This window comes from Hymenobacter sp. BT559 (assembly GCF_016427535.1).
Lineage (GTDB): Bacteria > Bacteroidota > Bacteroidia > Cytophagales > Hymenobacteraceae > Hymenobacter.
This window is the reverse complement of the sequence record NZ_JAELXV010000001.1, coordinates 253226-269162: the sequence shown is the minus strand read 5'-3', so window position 1 is coordinate 269162 and position 15937 is coordinate 253226. Positions and strand designations below refer to the sequence as shown.

Here is a 15937-nt window from a genome sequence, read left to right as displayed (position 1 = left end):
CGCCAGCACAGTTAAAATTCCTCGGGTTTGAGCAGCACGTAGCAGAGGTAGCCAAACGTGGCCAGCGAGAGCAGCAACAGGGCAAGCATCATGGCGCAGCGGTAGAAATAGAAGGCGAGAAAATCAGATGCGGTCGAAAAAATCGACCGAGCGGTAGAAGAGCCAGAAGCCGGCCACGCCGGTAGCAGTGAGGAGCGGAATCAGCAGGGCAGCGCTCATAGGTAGGAGGTGTTAAAAGGGTAGTAAAACCTGGTTGGCCTACTGCTGGCAAGGAGCGGCCCCAAGCCCGGCTAGCGCCTGCTTTATTCTCACAACTAATTGATAGAAAGCGACAATAAATTTTCACCACGTCTTGCCTTGCTCGGCACCGGGCCACCTCATTGTAGCGTTTTGCTAGTGCCTTTTTCAAAATGCTAGCCTGCTTGAGCCAAGCAAAGCCCCCTACCCCACCACAACCCTCGCCCAACGCAATGGCCCTAAACGCCGCGAGGCCCTAGCAAACTGCTAGGGCCTCGTGCAAAATGCTAGGAGTAGCCAACGTCAATTAGTGCCCTAGGACGCTCTAAAGGGCTTTTTGACCGGGCTGGCCCCGTGTTGGCAACAGAGAGGTGGCATGTTCCGTATCCTTTCCCGTACCATGCCCGACTTGCTCACCGAGATTACGCGGGCCACCAAAGCCTACTACGCCCAGGCCAACCACCTAGAGCTAACCGCCACCGACCTATACGACTGGCTGGCCACGCTGCCGGACACCCGCCGCGCGCACGTGTTGCACGAAGGCTTTGCCACCAGCCGGGCCGAGCCCGACTTTCTACGCTTCTGCCTCGAATTGCGGGGCTACTCGATGCGCAACTTCCTGGCCGAAGAGCTATCGGTAGCGGCCTACACGCTATGGGCCACCCACGGCGAACTTGCCAGCGACCTAGAGCCCCAATAAAACACATTTAAAAACCACCAACAACGTCTGTCCTGCTGAGCTCGCGAAGCATCTTCTCACGCTAGACTATTCCAAACGTGAGAAGATGCTTCGCAAGCTCAGCAGGACAGACGTTGTTGGCTTTTCTATTTAAGTCTACAGCCCGTACTCCTGAATCTTGCGGTAGAGGGTGGTGTGCGCCACGCCGAGCACGCGGGCGGCCTCGGCCTTATTGCCGCCGCACTCCAGCAAGATGCGCTGTACGTGCTGGCGCTCGGCATTGCGCAAAGAGCGCGGGTCGGCGTCGAGGGCGTCGTCGGAGGCCGGGCCGGGCGCGGCGGCCAGCTGCACTTCCAGCGGCAGCTCGTCGAGGGCCAGGGGCTGGCCGGGCGGCGTGAGAATGGCGGCGCGCTCCACCACGTTTTTCAGCTCCCGAATATTACCCGGCCAGCCGTAGCGCTCTAAGGCTTGCATGGCTTCGGGGCTCACTTGCAGCGGCCGCTGCCGCAGCTTGGCCGCAAAGTACTGGGCGAAGTACTGCACCAAAGCGGGCACGTCGGCGCGGCGGGCGCTGAGCGGCGGCACCGGCAGCACCACCACCGAGAGGCGGTAGTATAAGTCGGGGCGAAAGTGGCCTTCGGCCGCTTCCTGCTTGAGATTGCGGTTGGTGGCGGCCAGCAGGCGCACGTTCACGCGGGTGGGGCGGCTGTCGCCGAGCTTCACAAACTCCTGGCTTTCGAGAGCGCGCAGCAGCTTAGCCTGGGCGTTGCCTTCGAGTTCGCCGATTTCATCCAGAAAGAGCGTGCCGCCGTTGGCTTCCTCAAACATGCCTTTCTTGTCCACATTGGCCCCCGTGAAGGCGCCTTTCTTATAGCCAAACAGCTCCGATTCGAGCAAATCCTTGGGGTAGGCGCTGCAATTGAGGGCCACGAAGGGCTTGTTTTTGCGCCCGCTGGCTTGGTGAATGGCTTGGGCAAACAGCTCCTTGCCGGCGCCGGTGGGGCCTTCGAGCAGCACGGTAGCATCAGTGGGCGCTACTTGGCGGGCTATTTTCTTGGCTTGCTCCAGGGCGGGCGCGTGGCCCACCATGGCGTCGAAGCTGTATTGCGCACCCACTTTCTGCTCTAGGTCGGCTACGCGGCGTTGCAGGCGAGCTTTGTCGGCGGCGCGGTCCACTATCACCACCAGCTGCTCGTCGGCATCGCTCTTAGTGAGGTAGTCGAAGGCGCCGTTTTTCATGGCCTGCACACTGTCGGCGATGGTGCCGTAGGCGGTCAGTAATATCACTTCAGCCAGCGGGGCCAAGGCTTTGTAGCGGGGCAGCAGGTCGAGGCCGCGGCCATCGGGCAGCTTCACATCGCTGAGCACCACCAGCACCTCGGCCGCGTGCTCGCGCAGCGCCGCCAGGCCGTGGTAGGCGTTGGCGGCTTGCAGCACGGTGTAGCCTTCCAGCTCCAGGGTGCGCGCCACAGCTTGGCGCAAAAATTCTTCGTCGTCGATGACGAGTATGGTGCCTTCGGGCATGGCTAAAAAAAGATTGGGCAACGCGACCTAGGGCGCAGGCCAGCGGCGTAGCCGCACCCACACGGCGCGGGCGGTGGGCTACCACCTAGCAACCACAAAGCTCGCACTTCCTCCCGGCATCAGGCCAGTGAGCAGCATGCGAGTCGTCAATTTTTGCGTACAGCTTATCCCGTTACGCCTTCTCCCCTGCCCCATGCTTCCGCTTTACTTAGTGGCCGTGCTGCCCCCCGAGCCTGTTTTTGCCGAGACCTGGGCCCTAAAACAAGAGGTGCACCAACTCACCGGCAGCCGCAATGCCGTGCGCCTGCCGCCGCACATTACGCTGCTGCCACCCTTCCGCGCGCCTGGCACGTTCGAGGCCGACTGCCTAGCGTCGCTCACCGAGTTTGCCACTACGGAGTCGCCCTTCGATGTGGCGCTAGATGGCTTCGCGTGGTTTGGCAACCGCACGCTGTTTGTGCATGTAGCGGCGGCCGAGGCAATCAAAGCCTTTCATGCGCGTTTGAGCCGGTGGTGCACCGAGCACCTGCCGCTTGTGCCCCTCGAAAGCCGCCCTTTCACGCCCCACCTCACGCTGGCCACCCGCGACCTGCCCCCCGCACAGGTGCCCGAGCTGCGCCAGCTATTTGCCGGGCGCCCCTACGCGGCCACGTTTGCCGTGAGTGGGCTCACGCTATTTCGGCACGATGGGCAGCAGTGGCAGCCCCGACCCACTATTGCGCTAGGTGATAGCAGCCCTAGGTAGCTGCTTGGTACCTAAACGCAACAACGCGCTTCCCCGCAGTGGAGAAGCGCGTTGTCATAATCAAGTTGGCGCGAAGCCAGACCTTACTTGAGCAGGTCGGTTTGGGCACGCACTACTTCGCGGGCAATGGCGAGGTTGGTGTCACGCGAGCTCACAGCGAGGTAGATAAACTTCTTGCCATCGCCCACCAGCTTGATGAGGTGCAGCTGGTTGCTGAGGGTGATGAGGATGTCCTCAATCGTTTCGCCCGTGAGCTTGAGAGCGCTCATGGCCTTGAATTTCTGCTTCACCACTTCGGTGTTGTAAGCAGCGGCCGTCTCAGGGTTGAGGCTGGCTACGTTGGAGTGCGAGGCCAGGGCCATGCCCGAGCTGATGTCTACGACGGCTACGGCAAGCAGGCCGGGCAGGTCGTTGAGGATGTTTTGGACGGCTTGGCCGGCGGGAAGAGAAACGTTGTAAGCCATAATTGTGAAAGGTAAAAAGCTGAAGGAAAGCGGCCTTCGTCAAAAGTCCACTGGTAGTAAAAACTTAATTTATAATTTGATTACTTATTGAAAAACAATATAGTATAAGCTAGATAACACCCTAGGTCGGTTAGTTGAGCAGCTCGGCGCCCTGGCGCATCACGTCGCGGGCAATGGCGAGGTTGGTATCGCGGGAGCTGGCCACGAGGTAGATAAACTTCTTGCCGTCGTCGGAGAGCTTGATGAGGTGCATCTGGCTGCTGAGCGTCATCAGGATATCCTCAATTTTCTCGTTCTGCAGCTTGAGGGCGCTCATGGCCTTGAGCTTCTGCTTCACCACTTCGGTGTTGTAGGCAGCGGCGGTTTCGGGGTTGAGGCTGGCCACGTTGGAGTGCGAGGCCAGGGCCATGCCCGACTGAATGTCGACTACGGCTACGGCCATCAGCGAAGGCAGCGAGTCGATGATTTCTTGGACGGTTTTGCCAGCAGGCGAGTTGATAGAATAAGCCATTGTGTTGCGGAAGAAAGGTGAGAATTAATTAGATTAACCTTTTGATAGCTAATAGTATAATTCTATAATAATGCTAGCGCTAGTTGATTAAGCGGCCAGGGCTATTTGACCGCCCCGTTTGATGATACAATGTTAGGGCAGGCTTAGGAGCAGCCGCTGGGGTTTCTGCTGGTTGGGGTCTTTTTTGGTGCGAGCGGACGTATTTTTACAGCGAGTGAATCGGCGCTTGGGCGGTCGGCGCTTGCCTACCTGCCCTAGGCAGGCAGTCTGCGTTCTGGTTGCGGCAGGCACGCCCGGCGCCCTTGCTCCTTTCCGATGCCGTTCGACGCCGCTTCTTCCTCTGCCGCTCCTCCCGATGCCGCCGGCCGCATTGCGGAGCTAGAGCGCGCCCTGCACGACGCCACCGCGCGCGCCACGGCCGCCGAGCGCCGCCTAGCCGAGGTGCTAGAGCAGGCCGAGCCGGGCCGCCTGCTAGTGGGCCCCACCGGCACTATCATGCGTACTAATGAGGCGCTGTGCCAGCTGCTGGGCAGCCTCGAAGAGCCCGAGTTTTGGGTGGGCCAGCCGGCCAATGCGCTGTTTGCCCGCCTGCAGCACCTGGCCGCGCACCCCACCGAGTTTATGCAGCTGCTGCGGGCGCAGCGCGCCGCCCAGGTGCCCGTGCTGGGCGCGGCCGTGCCCCTGCGCGATGGCCGCGTGCTGGCCCAGGACTACCTGCTGCTGCCCGCGCCCAGCGGGGCGGCGCGTTCCGAGCTATTCAGCTACCGGCTGGCTACGGCGGCCCCGCCCCCCGGCACGCCGGCCCTAGGGGTCAGCTCGCTGGCCGAAGCCCTGCAAGCGCAGTTACTCGACACGTTTCCGCTGCCCACGGCCATGCACGATATGCAGGGCGTGCTGCTGGCCTGCAACCAGGCTTTTGCCCAGCTCTTGCAGTGGCCGGCCCAGCACCTAGCCGGCTGCCGCCTTAGCGAAGTGCTGCCCGGCGCCGACCCACCCCCGGCGTGGCCGGCCTACCTGGCGCAGCTCGCCTCAGATGCGCCGCAGGCCGCCGGGCAGTGGGCCGTGCTACCGCGCGACGGGCAGCCCCGGCAGCTGCTCTACCGCGCCCACCGCGTCGACCAGCCGGGGCACGCGCCCTACGTGCTGCTCTGCGCCCTCGACCTCACCGAGCGCGTGCAGGCTGAGGCCGAGCTGCGGCGCGGCAAAGAGCGGGCCGAAGCCTCGGCGCGGGCCAAAGAGTCGTTTCTGGCCAACCTTAGCCACGAAATCCGCACGCCCATGAACGGGGTGCTGGGCATGGCCCGCCAGCTCACCAAAACCGACCTAGGGCCCGACCAGCGCGAGCTACTCCGCATTATTCAGGCCTCGGGCGAGCACCTGCTGTCGGTGCTGAACGAGGTGCTGGATATGACCAAAATCAGCGCCGCCCGGCTCGAAATGGAGCAGGTGTCGTTCGATTTGCGCGAGTCGGTAGAGGAGGCCCTGCAGCCGCTGGCCGTGCAGGCTGCAGAAAAAGGCTTGGCCTTTCACATGGCCCTGCTGCTGCAACCCGAGCCACTACCTAGGGTAATAGGCGACGCCTACCGGCTTAACCAGGTGCTGCTCAACCTAGTGTCTAACGCCATCAAGTTCACGGCGGCGCCGGGCAGCATTGCGGTGGGCGCCTACGTGCTGGGCCAAACCGAAACCCACGTCACGGCCAGCTTCCGCGTTACCGATACGGGCATGGGCATTGCGCCTGATAAGCTGGAGCTGATTTTTGAGGACTTTGTGCAGGCCGATACCGACACGGCCCGGCGCTTTGGCGGCACCGGCCTGGGCCTGGGCATTGCGCGGGCACTGGTCGAGCAGATGGGCGGCACCATTGCCGTAGACAGCCAGCCCGGCAGCGGCAGCACGTTTCAGTTCAGCGTGACCTTGCCGCAGGCACAGGGCGTCGAAACCACCCCTAGGCCGGCCCCGCTCGACACGGGCGCGCTACGCGGCCGCCGGGTACTGGTGGCCGAAGACAACGGCATCAACCGCGAGGTAGTGCGCCGGGTACTGCACGGCTGGGGCGTGGAGGTAGACGAGGCCGCCGACGGCCCCGCGGCCCTGGCCCTGCACGCCGAGCGCCCCTACGACGCGGTGCTGATGGACATTCAGATGCCCGGCATGAGCGGCGTGGAGGCCACCCGCCAGCTGCGCCTGCACCCCGACCCCGAGCGGGCGCAAGTGCCCGTGCTGGCCCTCACCGCCAACGCCTTCCGGGCCGACCTCGACCGCTACCTCAAGGCGGGCATCAACGACTGCCTCACCAAGCCGTTCAAGGAAGACGAATTTTATCGCAAGCTGGTGGCCTTGGTGCAGGCCCCCGCCGCGCCCCTCTACGACCTAGGGCAGGTGCACGAGCTGGCCGACGGCGAAGAAGCGTTTGTGGAGCGCGTGGTGCGGTCGTTTTTGCTGCACGTGCCGCCGGTGCTGCAGCAGGCGCAGGCCGCCGCCGCCGCTGGCCAGTGGGCGCAGGTGGCCAAGCTGGTGCACCACATCAAGCCCAACCTACTGCAGTTTGGCATCGCGGGCATTGCGGCGCCCCTGCAGCTACTGCTAGAACCGCCCGCTTCCGGCGCCCAGCCCGACAAAGCCCGCGAAGATGCTGTGCAGCAGCTGGTGCGCCAGCTCACGCGCGTGCTCACCGCCCTACCCGAGGCGTTGCCTGCGGCACCGGAGGCGTAGCGTAATTTTAATAGTAATGCACGTTACCTAGGCGCGAAGACCCCACCCCCAGCCCCTCCCCTCCGGGAGAGGGGAGCCTGACGACTGGTCACGTTCGCTAATATCAGTTAGCGCTAGGCTCCCCTCTCCCGGAGGGGAGGGGCCGGGGGTGGGGTCTCACGGCCAGCGAGCCCTAGGACTACTGCCTTACAGCGCCTGCAGGCGCTGAACCAGCTCGTCTTGGTAGGCGCGGCTCACGGGCACTTCGTGCTGGCCGAGCTTGAGCATGTTGTCTTCCAGCGCCTCGACGCGGTGCAGATTGACGATGTAGGAGCGGTGCACGCGCACAAAGTGGCGGAACGGCAGCCGCTCTTCCATGTTTTTGAGGGTGCCGCCCACAATGTGCTTTTGCTTGTCGGTGACGAGCAGCACGTAGGTCGACAGCGCCTCGATGTAGAGCACGTCTTCGAAATTGATGCGCAGCAGCTTGCCACCGGTTTTCACAAACATATCGGTGCCCGACGCCGAGATGTCGCTGGGCACCGCCACTGATGCCACGGGCGCTACGGGAGCGGGCGGCGCCGGGGCGGGGGCCGGCGCAGGCTGCAGCTCCATCACGCGGGCGATGGCCTGGCAAAAGCGCGCGTAGTTCACCGGCTTCACGAGGTAGTCGAGCACCCGCAGCTCAAAGGCATCGACCGCGAAAGAGGCGTGAGTAGTCACCAAAACCACGGCCGGCTTAGGCTCGGGCAGCAGCTTTACCAGCTCTAGGCCACTGATGTGGGGCATCTCAATGTCGAGCAGCAGCACATCGGCCGGGTGGCCGGCATGGAAATACGCCAGCGCCTCCACGGCATCCGGAAACGAAGCAGCCAGCGTGAGCTGGTCGTGGCGCTGCACGGCGCGCTCCAGAGTAAAACGATTAATCTCGTTGTCGTCGATGATGACGCAGGCGAGCAAAGCAGCGGGCTGGTTCATGGCGGCAGGGCGGGAGCAGCCAGGCAAGCAGCGGGCGGCTGAACCGCAGCGCGCCAGCACGCTGCCTTGCCTCGCGTAGCTTCAAAGATAGCCCCGCTCGCCGCAACGGGGCTGGCCCTAGGCGGCGGTTTTTGAAGCTGGCGCGGCTGGTCAGCCCTACCTTGCGGCTCTCTCCTACCCTCCTTGCTACGTAGCCATGCGCACCTACAACTGGGCCATTCTGGGCCCGGGCCATATTGCCCACAAGTTTGCTCAAGAACTCGCCTTCGTGCCCAACGCCAAGCTGCACGCCGTAGCCTCGCGCACCCTGGCCAAGGCCCAGGACTTTGCCGCCACCTACGGCGCACCCCACGCCGTGGGCAGCTACGAAGCGCTGCTGCAAGTGCCCGATATCGACGCCGTGTACATTGCCACGCCGCACTCGGAGCACCACGCGCACGCCCTGCTGTGTTTGCGGGCAGGCCTGCCGGTGCTCTGCGAAAAAGCCTTTACCCAGAATGCGGCGCAGGCGCAGGAAGTAATAACCACCGCCCACGAGCACGGGGTATTCTTGATGGAAGCCTTCTGGACGCGCTTCTTCCCGGCCATCTATAAGGCGCTAGAGCTGGTGCAGGCCGGCACCATCGGTGAGGTCAAGCACCTGGTGGCCGACTTTGGCTTCAAGACCGAGTTTAAGCCCGAGGGCCGGCTCTTCAACCCCGCGCTGGCCGGCGGCTCGCTGCTGGATGTTGGCGTGTACCCGCTCTTTATCAGCAAGCTATTTCTGGGGCAGCCGGCCGAGGTGCGCGCCGTGGCCACGCCCACCAGCACCGGCGTAGACCAAAACTGCGCCATGGCGCTAGCCTACGCCAGCGGAGCCACCGCCACGCTGTTTTCGACCATCGCGGCCAGCACCGAAAACCGTTGCGTGCTCTACGGCACCAAGGGCCACTTGCAGCTCCTAGGTCGCTTTCACGCGCCCCACGGCCTGCTCGTGCAGCTGCACGACGAAGACCAGCCCCGCGAAATTCCGTGCGAAAAACAGGGCCTAGGCTACCACTACGAAGCCACGCACGTGCAAGAGTGCCTGGCCCAGGGCCTGCTCGAAAGCCCGCTGCTGCCCCTAGGTTTCAGCCTAGAGCTGATGCAGCTGCTCGACACCGTGCGCGCCCAAATTGGGCTGCGCTACCCCGGCGAATCCGTTAATAATGCGGTAGAGAAGACGCAGCAATCGTAGCATCAGCGACTTCCAGATAGCCAGCTACGCAAACAGCCCCGAGCTTCGACTGAAACTCGGGGCTGTGGGCACCTAGGCGGCGCGTAGGGTGCTACTTAGTGGCGGCGATAATCGCGGTAGTCGCGGTCATCGTGCCGGTCGCGGCGGTGCTGGGCTTCCCAGCGAGCCCGCTCAATGGCCTGTTGGCGCTCGCGCTGGCGTTGGGCTTGTTCGAAGCGAGCCCGGTCGCGCTGGGCTTGCTCGTAGCGAGCACGTTCGCGGGGCGACATCCGGCGCAGGTCGCGGTCGTGGTCGAAGGGTGCGGCCGAAGCGGCGGTGGTCACAAACAGGGTAAGGGCGGTGGCGAACGAAAGCAGGGCAGTTTTCATGGGATTAAGCTCAGAAAGTGGTTGGAGGAAGGTGGCAGCGCGCCGGCAAACCGGGTAGCGCTGAAGTGGAAAAAACGATAGACGCGTCTGCCTTTCCTAAGACAAGCGCTGTGCCACTCACCCCAACCAAGCTTTTAAGCCTTTTTCGCTAAAATATTATCAGCCAACATATTATCTGATTTACCCTTCTTAAAGCCTCGATGAAGACGCCAAGTGTCCCGACCGAACCTAGGGCCGCGGCCGGGCACCGCGCCGGTGGTGGGGCTTATTTGGTGGTCAATTTCTTTATCAGGTCGGTCTCGTCTTGGTGGTAGGGCGTGCCATCCTTGCGGAAAACTTCGTGAAACCACTCGGTGGGCTCGCTGCCATCGGCCAGGGGCGTGTCCCAGGCATACTTGGTGTTGGTCTTGCCATCCACAAGACCCCAGTTGATGGCGGCCACGTGGCTTTTCTTCAGCAAGGGCAGAATATTGACGAAGCGCGAGTTGCGGGGCCGGGCCATGTATTCGGTGCAGATGAGCGGCCGACCGTGGGTTTCCAGCAAGTCAATCACGCGCTGATGAGCGGGGGCCTCGTCGTAGTTGTGGTAAGTAATCACGTCGGAGTGCAGCGCCTGGAAGGTGTTCAGCTCCTTCAGGTCCCAGTTCCAGAGGCCCGAGCTCAGGGGCTGGTCGGGGCGCACGGCCTCGGCCCAGGTAAAGACGTTGCGTAGCAGCGGCAGCGAGGTATTGCCTTTGCCATTGTTGCCCGGCTCGTTATATAAGTCCCAAAGCACGATACGCTTATCGTGGGCAAAGCTGGTGAGCACGTCCGTTACGTAGGGCCGCAGCTGCACAAACGTGGCCGAGTCGCGCGAGGCAGGGTCGCCGGGGTCCTGGGCCCAGCCCGAGTTGTGAATGCCAGTTTTGGGCGCCGGCTGTGTGCCAGCTTTCGGGTCCTTGTTCCAGCAGTCGTCGAAGAACACGAAGATGGTGCCGATGTGATGCTTGTCGGCAATAGCTAGGTAGTCGTTCACGCGCTTCTTAAAGCCAGCGGGGTCTTCTTTATAAGCTAGGCTGTGCAAAAACACGCGCATGGTATTGAAGCCAATACCCTCAGCCCAGCCCAGCTCCTTGTCGATGGTAGGCGCGTCGAAGGTGTTGGCCTGCCACATTTCGAGCTGGTTGATGGCGGTGCTAGGCGTGAAGTTAGCACCCGTCATCCAGGGACGAGCTTGGTACCAGGCGTTGGCTTTGGCGGCGGGCCAGCGGGTCGATTGGCCGGGCAGAGCGGCGCTGCCTTTCACCTTGGTTTTTACTTTTTGGGCCTGGGCAACTGGCGCGCCGAGCAGCGCCAAACCCATCAGCAACCATGAAAACTTCTTCATGCGGGGGTGGAGAGAAAAGGTAAAGTGTTACTCTAATTAATGCTGTTAGGCTGGCGTCAGCTTTACTGACATGCTGGCGCGAGTTTAGCGCAGCGTAACTCGTGCCTTACTATGACGTGGATGCTGTGCCTCTACTGCCGCGCTAGCGGCAAGCTCGCGCCTAGGTGGCAATTAATATTTTCTAAGTAGCTGCACGCTAAATAGTATGCAGCCACATTATTGCCGCTGGCGCGGCAGTGGAGTTGAAAACTCCACGTCATAGTAAGGCACGAGTTACGCTGCGCTAAACTCGCGCCAGCACAGCCAGCATAAGCCAGCGCATAACAGCTACTCGCCTGAGGGTACTGCTTGCGGGGTGGCCAATGCGGCCGGCACGCCAAAATCGGGGGAGCCATCGGGGCGCCAGGTAAAGCGCTGGGCGCGTGAGCTACGGCCTTCGCACTTGCCATCGGCCGCGGCCTTGGCGTGGTAGATAAGCCAGTTTTCGCGGCCGTCGGGCGAGGTCGTGAAGCCGTTGTGACCGGTGCCCCACACGCCGGTTTCGGCCGAGGGGTGGAAAACGGGCTGCGACGACTTTACCCACGAGGCGGCCCGCAGCGGGTCGGCGCCAGGCTGGGCTGTGAGCATACCTAGGGAGTAGTTATCGTCCCAGCAGGCGCTGGCCGAGTATACTAGGTACAGCTGACCCTTCTTACCAGCTAAAAACTCAGGGCCTTCCAAGATTTGGCGGCCGCCGCCTTTTTCCCAATCCAGGGTAGGCGCAGCGATGGTGGTTTCCTTGGCCGCCTCAATGGTCCAAGGGTTCGTCATGGGCGCGATGGCCAACACGCTCTGCGGCCCCACGTAGGCCGAATACACGAAGAAGCGCCGCTTGCCGTGCTCGAACACCGTGCCATCGAGGCCTGAATACTTGGTATTTACGCGTCCTTTATCGACCCAGATGCCGGTGGTGGGGTCAGCGCTGGTGTTCTCCAGCACAAACACGTAGCGCGAGCTATCGCCCGCCTTGGCCCGGTCGGTGGCGGTGTAGTAGAGGTACCACTTGCCACCTAGGAAGTGCAGCTCAGGCGCCCAAATCTGGGTAGAGTTGGGGCCAGCGGTGGGCGGCGTCCATACGACGGTGCCGGCGGTGGCCTGCACCCCTTCCAGGGTGGGCGACTTCCAGAGTGTGATGTTCTGGCCCATCGTGTTGGTGTAATAATACTGCCCGCCGTGGCGAATTATCCAGGGGTCAGGGCCGTGCGCCTTTAGCGGATTGGTGAAGGTGCGGGCGGCGGGTGCCTGCGCAGCTGCCCCTAGGGTGCTGCCGAGCAAGGCACTCACAAACAAAGCTTTCCAATAAACCATGAACTAGGGAACAACGGGTAAGGCCACCACGCGCAGCTTGGTGCAGCCGTAAGGAATGAAGGTGAGCGTCTCCGGCGCTGGGTCTACGGGCCCTTTATAGAGGCCCTCGCGCGGCGTCACGGGCTGCGGCGCCACTCCTTCACTGAGTTGCCAGTCGGGTAGGCGGCGCCCACTCACGGTGATTTCGATGGGGGCATTGGCCGCGTTCCAGTAAAAACCTGAGGCGGTGGCGGACACCGGCTTCACGGCCACGGTGGTAGTACGGGCCGGGTCCTCGACCACGGCGCGGGGCAGTCCATAGTTCCAGGGGCTCTGCGGCGCCAGCGTGAAGTAGCGGCCCTCGTCGGGGTGCTTGCTCTCCTGCCACTGCTCCTTGATTTTGAGGGCGTATATGAGCGGACCACGCTCTAGGGCGCGCGAGTTGCGGGCCCAGTTGCTGGTGCGCACCGGCATAGGCAGGCGCAGCGTGAGGCGGTCGTGGGCGCGCCAGGTGCGTGCAATGGTGATGACCTGCCCGCCCTTATCGGTGCGCAGTGGCTGGCCATTGAGCAGTACCGTGGCTTCGGTGCACCACCCCGGAATACGGAGACCTAGGGGGAACGCCGTGGGCTTTTTCAGCTCAATCGCAAAGTTCACCTCGTCGCCGAAGGGGTAAGCGGTTTCCTCCCGAATAGTGACGGGCACCCCACTGCCCACGGTAGTGGTCAGCGTATTAGGGGCGTATTCCAGCGCCGCCACGCCCTGCTCGGGCGTGCCGTACCAAAGGTGCGTGGCAAACTTGGCCCAGCCCTGGTGCATGTTGGCGGTGCAGCAGGTGTAGCCCGCGTAGGGCCCAAACACGTTGTTCATGCCGTGCTCGAAGGGCAGCGAGAAATTGAATACGCCGCGCTGCACCTGCACTTGATTGGCCACTTGGAAGTACTGCCGGCTTTCGTAGTCATCGGTGGTTTGGGTGGGCAGGGCGTTGTAGGCAATGCGCTCTAGCGCGTCGAGGTACGCTACGTCGCCAGTCATGCCCGCCGCTTGCTCTAGCGAAAACATAGTTTCGACCACCGCGCACAGCTCGGTGCCCTGGGTGGGCAGGTTGCCGTGCAGGTCCTCATCGGCCGAAAACATGCCCGCCGGCAGGCCGTGCAGCGTCATGATATCGCGCCAGCCTGTGCGCAGGGCCTGGTTGAGTTGGGGCTGCTCGGGGTGGGCCTGGGCGTATACCACGGGCAGCTTCAGACCCATGCCCACATTCACGCCGTGGCGGTCCATCCAGTGGGCGCCGGTCTGGTTGGCCGCAGCCTCCATTACCCAGTCGCGGTTACCTAGGAGGGTGGTCCAGGGCGTGGTTTGCTGGTACACCAATTCGCCTAGGTCACGCAAAAACGGCTCGCCCGTTTGGCGGTACAGCCAGTAGATTACCAGCAGATTGTCGCCGCCGCGCACGGTGCTCCACTCGCTCCACTGCCCTAGGGGGGCCGCTTTAAGGTTGGCCAGCTGATAGCGAAAATACTTAGTCATGAAGGGAATAACCCTAGGATCACGGGTAGCTTGGTAGTGCTGCTGCATCACCTTGAGCATCACCATGCGCGGCCACCAGTCTTCGCCTTGCGTGCCCTGCACATCGAGCAGGTGGCCGGCCTGCTGCTCGGCCTTGGTAAGCGGCCCAAAGTAGCCCGAAGGCCGTTGGTTGGCAATAGACCAGTTGATGTAGCGCTGTACCTTGGCCAGCAGCGGCTTGTCTTGCAGCAGATAGGCTACCGGCACTGCTCCATCGAGCCAATACGGCGTTTCTTCCCAGCCATCGCCGGTGCCCCCGAGCCAGCCATTGCGGTCGCGCACCTTGGGGTAGGTTTCGTCGAGGTGGCCGGTGCTGTGGTCGCGCATCACTTCGAGCTGCCGGCGCAGCCAACCGGTGGGCCGCACGGCGCTCGGCGCCAGTTCGTGGTAGGCCAGCGGGGCGAGCGGCGCGGCCGGCTGGGCCAGGGCCACCCCGCTGCTAAGCAGCGCTGCCAGCAGACCGCTGGCAAGGGGCAAAACGGTCATGGAAAGAAAAAGCGCGAGTGGGAAGAGAGCAGCGAAGGTAGCAAACCGATGTGCAAACGTTTGCATCTTAGCTGCTTCCTTTTAGGCTTCTACCAGCGCCACTTGGTACTTTTCCTAGGTGCACTAATGGCTCGCGGCTGAGCGGAGCGACGAGGCCCGCACAAACAAGTCGGGCTGTAGTACAATATGCTGCGGAGCCGCGTGCTGGCTCTGCTCCTGCATTATTTGTAGCAGCAGGCGGGTGGCCGAGCGGCCCATCAACTCGCAGTGCTGGTCGATGGAGGTAAGCATGGGCACCATCAGGCGCGAAAACAACTCATTGCTGAATCCGACCAGCCCTATGTCTTCGGGCACGCGCAGGCCGCGCTCGTGCAGCACCTGCAGGGCTCCCGCCGCCGAAAAGTCACTGCCCGAAAACACGGCGTCGGGCGGCTGGGGTAACTCTAGCAGCTTCTTGATACCGGCGCTGCCGGCCGCCATGTCCATGCTGCCGGAGATAATCAGCTCTTCCTCAAGAGGCAGCCCGTATTCACGCAGCGCATCTTCGTAGCCCTGGCGGCGCAGCTTGTAGATGTTGAGATATTGCGGGCCGGTGAAGTGAGCAATGCGCCGGTAGCCTTGGTCGAGCAGATGCTTGGTGGCGCGGTAGCCCCCGGCGCGGTCGTCGAGCACCACGGCGTTCACGTCGTAGCCATCCAGAATGCGGTCGAAGAACACCAGCGGAATGTCGCGCTTCCGCACTTTCTCGAAATGCTTAAACTCGTGTGTGGTGCGCGAAAGCGATACCAGAATACCTTCTACCTGAGCGTTCATCAGGGTTTCCAGGTTTGCGCGCTCGTGCGCCACGTCTTCGTTCGACTGGCAGATGAGTACCTGGTAGCCCGCTTTGCTGGCGGCGGCTTCGATGCCTTTCACCACTTGCGAAAAGAAGTTGCCGTCGATGTGCGGCACCACTACGCCCAGCATATTGCTGCGGCCCTTCCGCAGGCCCGACGCCAAACTATTGGGCTGATAGCCAACTTCTTTTGCCAGAGCAGTTACCCGCTTTACGGTGGCCTCGCTAATGGCGCTATGGCCGCTTAGTGCCCGCGATACAGTAGAAACGGAGATGTTGAGCTGCTTAGCCAGGTCCGTGATGGAGGCGCGTTTTTTTGCCACGAAGTAGAGCGGAAAACAGCCCCGGGCGTAGGATAAAACCGCGCCGCGAGCTGTAAAAATTAGTGCAAAAGGGGGTGCAAAGGTTGCACGGAATAAGAATGCTTCAGCTAAGATGCCTAAAAATAGGCCTAGGCGCAAACGTTTGCATGCTTGGCCGGTGCGCCCTACCTTGCGCCGCAGTAGCGCGCCCGCTTAGCAGCGCGCAACTTCTCTCCTCGCTCTATTCCTTTTCCATGTCCCACCCTTCTCACCGCTCGCCCTCGGCCTGCCCGAGCAGCCAGCCCCTGGGCCGCCGCTACCAGCGGCTTCCCACGCTAGTGTCACGCGCTTGCGCGGCTACCCGTTCTACCCGGCCACGCCCCTTAGCATTCAGCAGCGCGGCCTTCTTACCTCTTGAGGGATAACTACTCCGGGCAGCAGACCTAGGGACAGTATCAGGCAGTTTCTGTTGCTCCTAGTGTCCTTTTGCGCACTGCGCTACGCAGCCCTAGGTTCTATTTTCGGGTCTAATGTCGGGCAAGGCACTCTACTTCATTGCCAGCTACCACCACGAGATGCAACTGGTATGGGTACTCCACATCGGGCTCACCCTCTAAGCACTGACTAGCTAAAACCT

Annotated in this window: 14 protein-coding genes; 4 read left to right on the top strand and 10 right to left on the bottom strand. The window is 62.3% G+C overall.

All coding sequences use genetic code 11. The features are described 5' to 3' along the window. Positions 1-11: 11 nt before the first annotated feature. Positions 12-89, bottom strand: a complete 78-nt coding sequence (gene kdpF / locus JAO77_RS24460) for a K(+)-transporting ATPase subunit F (protein WP_144851687.1) — start codon at positions 87-89, stop codon at positions 12-14. 524 nt (positions 90-613) lie between these two features. Between kdpF and JAO77_RS01135 the strand changes: the two genes are divergently transcribed. Then, positions 614-937, top strand: a complete 324-nt coding sequence (locus JAO77_RS01135; RefSeq protein WP_198988437.1) for a hypothetical protein — start codon at positions 614-616, stop codon at positions 935-937. Between the two features lie 135 nt (positions 938-1072). Here JAO77_RS01135 and JAO77_RS01130 read toward each other — a convergent pair whose 3' ends face one another. Then, a complete protein-coding gene (locus JAO77_RS01130) occupies positions 1073-2440 on the bottom strand; it encodes a sigma-54-dependent transcriptional regulator (protein WP_198988436.1) in 1368 nt (455 codons plus the stop codon). Between the two features lie 193 nt (positions 2441-2633). On the opposite strand from JAO77_RS01130, the gene JAO77_RS01125 reads away from it, so the two are divergent. Then, entirely contained in the window at positions 2634-3185 is a 552-nt protein-coding gene (locus JAO77_RS01125) for a 2'-5' RNA ligase family protein (RefSeq protein ID WP_198988435.1), read from the top strand. Positions 3186-3268: 83 nt separating this feature from the next. Here JAO77_RS01125 and JAO77_RS01120 read toward each other — a convergent pair whose 3' ends face one another. Continuing rightward, positions 3269-3649 carry a hypothetical protein gene (locus tag JAO77_RS01120; protein ID WP_198988434.1) on the bottom strand — a complete coding sequence of 127 codons (381 nt, stop codon included), beginning with the start codon at positions 3647-3649 and terminating at the stop codon, positions 3269-3271. Positions 3650-3779: 130 nt separating this feature from the next. Beyond that, a complete protein-coding gene (locus JAO77_RS01115; protein WP_198988433.1) occupies positions 3780-4160 on the bottom strand; it encodes a hypothetical protein in 381 nt (126 codons plus the stop codon). Positions 4161-4475: 315 nt separating this feature from the next. On the opposite strand from JAO77_RS01115, the gene JAO77_RS01110 reads away from it, so the two are divergent. Next, positions 4476-6875: a hybrid sensor histidine kinase/response regulator gene (locus JAO77_RS01110; protein ID WP_198988432.1), complete on the top strand. Its 2400-nt coding sequence runs from the start codon at positions 4476-4478 to the stop codon at positions 6873-6875. Positions 6876-7061: 186 nt separating this feature from the next. On the opposite strand, the gene JAO77_RS01105 is transcribed toward JAO77_RS01110, so the two are convergent. Next, positions 7062-7832, bottom strand: a complete 771-nt coding sequence (locus JAO77_RS01105; RefSeq protein WP_198988431.1) for a LytR/AlgR family response regulator transcription factor — start codon at positions 7830-7832, stop codon at positions 7062-7064. 196 nt (positions 7833-8028) lie between these two features. Between JAO77_RS01105 and JAO77_RS01100 the strand changes: the two genes are divergently transcribed. Next, positions 8029-9048 carry a Gfo/Idh/MocA family protein gene (locus JAO77_RS01100; protein WP_198988430.1) on the top strand — a complete coding sequence of 340 codons (1020 nt, stop codon included), beginning with the start codon at positions 8029-8031 and terminating at the stop codon, positions 9046-9048. Between the two features lie 95 nt (positions 9049-9143). On the opposite strand, the gene JAO77_RS01095 is transcribed toward JAO77_RS01100, so the two are convergent. From JAO77_RS01095 to JAO77_RS01075, 5 genes are all read right to left on the bottom strand, one after another. Then, the gene (locus JAO77_RS01095) at positions 9144-9416 is read right to left on the bottom strand and encodes a hypothetical protein (RefSeq protein WP_198988429.1); all 273 of its coding nucleotides are present in this window, start codon (positions 9414-9416) and stop codon (positions 9144-9146) included. Positions 9417-9681: 265 nt separating this feature from the next. Further along, a complete protein-coding gene (locus tag JAO77_RS01090; RefSeq protein WP_198988428.1) occupies positions 9682-10782 on the bottom strand; it encodes a glycoside hydrolase 5 family protein in 1101 nt (366 codons plus the stop codon). A 327-nt stretch (positions 10783-11109) separates the two neighbouring features. Then, complete coding sequence (locus JAO77_RS01085; RefSeq protein WP_198988427.1) at positions 11110-12129, bottom strand: glycoside hydrolase family 43 protein; 1020 nt, start codon at positions 12127-12129, stop codon at positions 11110-11112. A gap of 3 nt (positions 12130-12132) precedes the next feature. Next, complete coding sequence (locus JAO77_RS01080; protein WP_198988426.1) at positions 12133-14163, bottom strand: beta-L-arabinofuranosidase domain-containing protein; 2031 nt, start codon at positions 14161-14163, stop codon at positions 12133-12135. Positions 14164-14286: 123 nt separating this feature from the next. Then, positions 14287-15321 (bottom strand): LacI family DNA-binding transcriptional regulator, encoded by a 1035-nt coding sequence (locus tag JAO77_RS01075; RefSeq protein WP_198988425.1) that lies wholly within the window; start codon positions 15319-15321, stop codon positions 14287-14289. Positions 15322-15937: the final 616 nt, after the last annotated feature.

Bases quoted from the DNA above. Each gene is read 5' to 3' on its own strand.
- JAO77_RS01135 (WP_198988437.1), top strand. From the start codon at position 614: ATGTTCCGTATCCTTTCCCGTACCATGCCCGACTTGCTCACCGAGATT.
- JAO77_RS01080 (WP_198988426.1), bottom strand. From the start codon at position 14,163: ATGACCGTTTTGCCCCTTGCCAGCGGTCTGCTGGCAGCGCTGCTTAGC.
- JAO77_RS01095 (WP_198988429.1), bottom strand. From the start codon at position 9,416: ATGAAAACTGCCCTGCTTTCGTTCGCCACCGCCCTTACCCTGTTTGTG.
- JAO77_RS01100 (WP_198988430.1), top strand. From the start codon at position 8,029: ATGCGCACCTACAACTGGGCCATTCTGGGCCCGGGCCATATTGCCCAC.
- JAO77_RS01125 (WP_198988435.1), top strand. From the start codon at position 2,634: ATGCTTCCGCTTTACTTAGTGGCCGTGCTGCCCCCCGAGCCTGTTTTT.
- JAO77_RS01090 (WP_198988428.1), bottom strand. From the start codon at position 10,782: ATGAAGAAGTTTTCATGGTTGCTGATGGGTTTGGCGCTGCTCGGCGCG.
- JAO77_RS01115 (WP_198988433.1), bottom strand. From the start codon at position 4,160: ATGGCTTATTCTATCAACTCGCCTGCTGGCAAAACCGTCCAAGAAATC.
- kdpF (WP_144851687.1), bottom strand. From the start codon at position 89: ATGCTTGCCCTGTTGCTGCTCTCGCTGGCCACGTTTGGCTACCTCTGC.
- JAO77_RS01105 (WP_198988431.1), bottom strand. From the start codon at position 7,832: ATGAACCAGCCCGCTGCTTTGCTCGCCTGCGTCATCATCGACGACAAC.
- JAO77_RS01120 (WP_198988434.1), bottom strand. From the start codon at position 3,649: ATGGCTTACAACGTTTCTCTTCCCGCCGGCCAAGCCGTCCAAAACATC.
- JAO77_RS01130 (WP_198988436.1), bottom strand. From the start codon at position 2,440: ATGCCCGAAGGCACCATACTCGTCATCGACGACGAAGAATTTTTGCGC.
- JAO77_RS01110 (WP_198988432.1), top strand. From the start codon at position 4,476: ATGCCGTTCGACGCCGCTTCTTCCTCTGCCGCTCCTCCCGATGCCGCC.
- JAO77_RS01085 (WP_198988427.1), bottom strand. From the start codon at position 12,129: ATGGTTTATTGGAAAGCTTTGTTTGTGAGTGCCTTGCTCGGCAGCACC.